Annotated in this window: 5 protein-coding genes; 3 read left to right on the top strand and 2 right to left on the bottom strand. The window is 39.4% G+C overall.

The annotated features are described in order from the left end of the window. Window positions 1-19: 19 nt before the first annotated feature. Window positions 20-238, bottom strand: coding sequence for a hypothetical protein (locus tag AYJ08_RS24255; RefSeq protein WP_064016570.1), 219 nt, complete (start codon window positions 236-238; stop codon window positions 20-22). A gap of 4 nt (window positions 239-242) precedes the next feature. On the opposite strand from AYJ08_RS24255, the gene AYJ08_RS22730 reads away from it, so the two are divergent. From AYJ08_RS22730 to AYJ08_RS03265, 3 genes are all read left to right on the top strand, one after another. Next, the gene (locus AYJ08_RS22730) at window positions 243-761 is read left to right on the top strand and encodes a hypothetical protein (protein WP_231928979.1); all 519 of its coding nucleotides are present in this window, start codon (window positions 243-245) and stop codon (window positions 759-761) included. A 15-nt stretch (window positions 762-776) separates the two neighbouring features. Further along, window positions 777-1,769 (top strand): phosphotransferase, encoded by a 993-nt coding sequence (locus AYJ08_RS03270; RefSeq protein ID WP_064016569.1) that lies wholly within the window; start codon window positions 777-779, stop codon window positions 1,767-1,769. Between the two features lie 261 nt (window positions 1,770-2,030). Then, window positions 2,031-3,845 carry a glycerophosphodiester phosphodiesterase gene (locus AYJ08_RS03265; protein WP_064016568.1) on the top strand — a complete coding sequence of 605 codons (1,815 nt, stop codon included), beginning with the start codon at window positions 2,031-2,033 and terminating at the stop codon, window positions 3,843-3,845. A 65-nt stretch (window positions 3,846-3,910) separates the two neighbouring features. On the opposite strand, the gene AYJ08_RS03260 is transcribed toward AYJ08_RS03265, so the two are convergent. Continuing rightward, window positions 3,911-4,230 (bottom strand): copper amine oxidase N-terminal domain-containing protein (locus tag AYJ08_RS03260; RefSeq protein ID WP_197490570.1); only part of this gene is annotated, 320 nt, incomplete at its 5' end.

Here is a 4,230-nt window from a genome sequence, read left to right as displayed (position 1 = left end):
CAGCACCAAGACCGGTACCTCAACCAAAACCATTGCTACCCAAGAAAGAAATGCCCAAACCGGCACCATATCCACCAATGCGGCCACAGCCACGTCCACCTATACAGCCGCCAATGCTAAGACCGTTTCCAGTACAGCCCATGCCATATCCACCTATGTGTCCGATGCCAATATGTCCACCGCCGATATGTCCACCGCCGATATGTCCACCACCAATATGTCCGCCGCCAACAGGCATTCCAATGTATCCGCCAGCCGTAGCACCTTGCCCGCCTTATGGTCAACCAGGATGTCCAGAATATTCCTCCACTACTTCTAGTCCACATATTCCAGATCACACAACAAGCATGAGTCCTTCTAGCACAAGTAGTTGCATGGAGCCGAGTCCACAGCCACATCATCGACCAAGAGAAGCAGATAGTTCATGTCATGAAAGCAGTACATCCAATACTTATAAATGGGTGGAGGATGAGTGTACTTTAGAACATAAAACCGCTTATCCTTACTCAGAGTCAGAATTCCATCAACCGATCAATCCTTATCCACCTTACCCGGCACCTCCAATGCCACAGCCATATCCGCATATGAGGCCGTATCCGGAGTCCAAACATTGCCCGCATGTTCAACCCTACCCACATTCATCTTCAGATATGTATGGACATCATGTACAACACATGCCTCCCAATCCTAATGTACCTCGTCCAGAGATGTGGCCTAAATGGGATAAAGGTCATGAAGAATCCTCGTTTACATCTTGCTGAAGGTAAACAGTATAAATGGATGCCAACTTTATAAAAGCGTTAGAAAAAGCGTTTAGCTGTCAAATATTAGGGATGAAACCGCAACGAAGCGTTTTTTCTGTTCGCACCGATCGAGGGGCATGGATTGTCAAAGGGTATGCGGAAGAAGAGAAGGCCTTATGGGTTACGCATTTAGCTGACGTACTACGAGAACAAGGTTTTTATAATACCGTGAAATACGTAGCGAACTCCTATGGTCATAAAGTGCAACCGATTGGAGACCGATTCTACACTGTCATGAAAGAAATAAATGGTAGAGATGCTACTTATACGAATGTAGGGGACATTAAAAAATCAGTGACCGCATTGGCAAGATTTCATCTAGCTGCAGAGGGTTTTCCTACTTTCCCTTTTATGTCAGAAATGGAAATTAGCAAATCGCCTCTTTTAGAAAAATGGGAGAGGAGACTGGAACAATTTCAGCGAATCTCCAAACGAATTGCTACGCGCGGTCCGCAAAATCGATTTGAGCTAATGATTCAAGGCATGGCTAAAGAGATTAACAGAGATGGGCAGGAAGTCTTACAGGTTGTTAATCAAATGCCAATTAATCAGCAAATGAAGCTGGCCCATTATTATGGCACCTTAGCTCATCGAGATGTAGCTAGTCACAATTTTTTAATTAAGGAATCGGGTAGTTGTTATTTAATTGATTTAGATACTGTAGCTCCTGATATGCAAATTGTAGATCTGGTTCAGATAGCAAGTCGTATGCTATTTTTGCATAATTACGATAAGCGTATTTATCATCAGGCAATCGAATCTTATCACAAGATTAAGCATTTATCTGATGATGAAATTCAAATTATTTATCATTTACTCCGTTACCCAGATAATCCCTTGCGTGAAATTACAGGTATCTATAATAAGCTACCAGGCTACCGAATAAAAAGTGTCACACATTTATTGCAACTGGAACGCAAATTAAAACGTGAACGTAGAAGGTTCTTTAAAGAAGGTCATTTTTAATCAAGGAGCGACAACAGGTCGCTCTTTTTTGTTCAAAAAAGCACCTCGCTACATTTATGAAAACTAGCTCTATATGTGTGTAGACAGCCGTCACAGTAAGAAAATCATGTAGTTTTCATGAAAGCAGTTGTGATTTCTAGTAAAACTTTACTTATAAATAAATTTTATCCTATAATTATAAACGTGATTTCATAACGAATCGACCAATCAAAAGGGTTTATCATAAAAGATAAAGATGGTGAGTTATAAGGAGAAAACGGGATGAATTTATTCAAATATGCGTGGAAAACGTTAAAGTATTCTTTCTGGAATATCTTATTATTTGAAATTATGTATCGTCTATTTACGATCATAATTGTGATTCCATTCTTATCAGTAGTTTTAAAAAACTTAATCCAACAGAGTGGCTATACCTATGCAGCAAATGAGGATCTCTTATACTTTTTTCTCACGGAGTATGGAATTCTAGCCAGTGTGTTGCTGATGATATTTTCTGTTCTGATTATATTTTACGAGTTTGCTGTGTTAATCCTATTGATCTATTACGCAGGTAAGGAACAGAAAGTGCATTTACGCTTTGTGCTACGTAAAGCGTTATCACCATTGCAGGCCCTGTTTACTTTTTCGTTGCCCGTTTTTGCCCTCTATCTATTGTTGCTACGGCCTCTGATGAAGCTGGGGGTTAGTAGCACCTTACTTCCGACATTAGCTATCCCTAATTTTATTACAGGCGAATTATTTAAAATGGAATATGGCGTTTATTTGTACATCGGTGTGCTTTTCATAGTATTTTGTATTAACATTCGTTGGATGTTTGCTTTGCCAATTATAGTTCTTGAGGAGAAAAGCTTTTGGCGAGCGGCTAAAAAAAGTGGGGAAATTGTAAAAAAAAATCTAGGGCGTATTGTGGTGGTAGCTCTTTTTACCATTGCAGGGCTTTTCTTGTTGTTTTTATCTGTAGATGGGGTTTCTGAACTATTGTACCGACTTTCTACATCAACAAGCAACGGCTATCTGGCTGCTTTAGGGGCGATAGTATATACGCATCTTATTTATATTTTTGCCATCTTTTTAACACCATTAATGCTGTCTATTATGACTTGGTTTTATATTCGTAAAGCTGGTGAGGAAGAGATCCGCGTAATGGATGATCCTCATGTCTGTCCAGATAAACATCCTACATTTGTAAAAAGGCATAAGTACAAATTACTTATTAGCTACACGGCTATCATCAGTGTGATTATTATAGCTGTCGTAAACTTTTTGTATGTGTTTCCAGCTTTCGAGCATAAACCAATAACTATGGCACATCGGGGTGCGACGGAAAAAGGGGTAGAAAATACTCTGGAAGCCATACAAGGAGCCATTGATGCACATGCTGACTATGCTGAGATTGATATTCTACAGACGAAAGACAAGCAGCTTGTCGTTATACATGATATTAATTTATCTCGGCTTGCAGGTGTAGATAAACATGTTTATGACATGACGTTAGCGGAGTTAAGAGAGGTCACACTGAACCAAGGAAGATATACTGGAAAGATTAGTACATTAGATGAAGTGATCAAATATGCGAAAAACAAAATCAAATTAAATATTGAGGTAAAACTACATGGACATGAGCAGGAACAGGAGGTTATCACGGACCTGCTGCGTATCATAAAAGAAAATAGCTTTGAAACGGAATGCGTTATCCAGTCCTTGCATGATACAGTAGTGTACAACGTCAAGAAAGCAAATCCAAATTTACAGGTAGGGTTTGTATTATTTGCTAATCGAACAGGCTTAAAAGACTTGCCAGGTGATTTTTTCGTAATGGAGGAATATATGCTGAACAAGTCTGTATTGAAGGAAGCAAAATCGTTGAATAAAGCTGTTTATGTCTGGACTGCCAATAGCTATGATGCCATTTACACCTTCTTAAAAATGGGGGTGGATGGGGTAATTACAGATTATCCCGAATATGTTCATGAAGCAATTTGGCAGATTACTCAGGAGCATAAACAATACGGGCCATTCCGAGTGGCAACTGAGGCGATGGAGTCCATGTTTGATAAAATTATTCGTATAGAGTAGGGGACGGTTTTCGTTTAGTAAAAAAAGAGAAAGGAATTTCCTTTCTCTTTTTTCATTGCATGGAATTATTTAATTGTTACCCCGAATGTTTCCTCCAAAAGACCAGCTGGTAGGAATAGACGGTTTTTCACAATGTCGGAATTTGTTTCTAAGGTTTTACCATTAGCGATTACCTCAGAAGCCCCAAGGACATAAACAAGTTTTGCATCTCCTTTAGTCAAAGTAACGCTTCTTGTTTTATTGTCGTAGGTTACTTGAATACCTAGGCCCTCAGCTGTTGCACGAACAGCAACTAGTTTATTCAAGTCTTTCTTAGGTTCCTCTTTTTTCACATCTTCTTTAGAAGCGTCGTCCGTCTTAGGTTCCTCTTTTTTCACATCTTCTT

The sequence above is a fragment of the Brevibacillus sp. SKDU10 genome (assembly GCF_001645205.1).
GTDB classification, from domain to species: Bacteria; Bacillota; Bacilli; order Brevibacillales; family Brevibacillaceae; genus Brevibacillus_B; species Brevibacillus_B halotolerans.
This window is presented reverse-complemented; position numbering and strand designations above follow the sequence as displayed.

Coding starts and splice junctions, on each gene's coding strand:
- AYJ08_RS03270 (WP_064016569.1), top strand. CDS start 777: ATGGATGCCAACTTTATAAAAGCGTTAGAAAAAGCGTTTAGCTGTCAA.
- AYJ08_RS03265 (WP_064016568.1), top strand. CDS start 2,031: ATGAATTTATTCAAATATGCGTGGAAAACGTTAAAGTATTCTTTCTGG.
- AYJ08_RS22730 (WP_231928979.1), top strand. CDS start 243: ATGTATCCGCCAGCCGTAGCACCTTGCCCGCCTTATGGTCAACCAGGA.
- AYJ08_RS24255 (WP_064016570.1), bottom strand. CDS start 238: ATGCCTGTTGGCGGCGGACATATTGGTGGTGGACATATCGGCGGTGGA.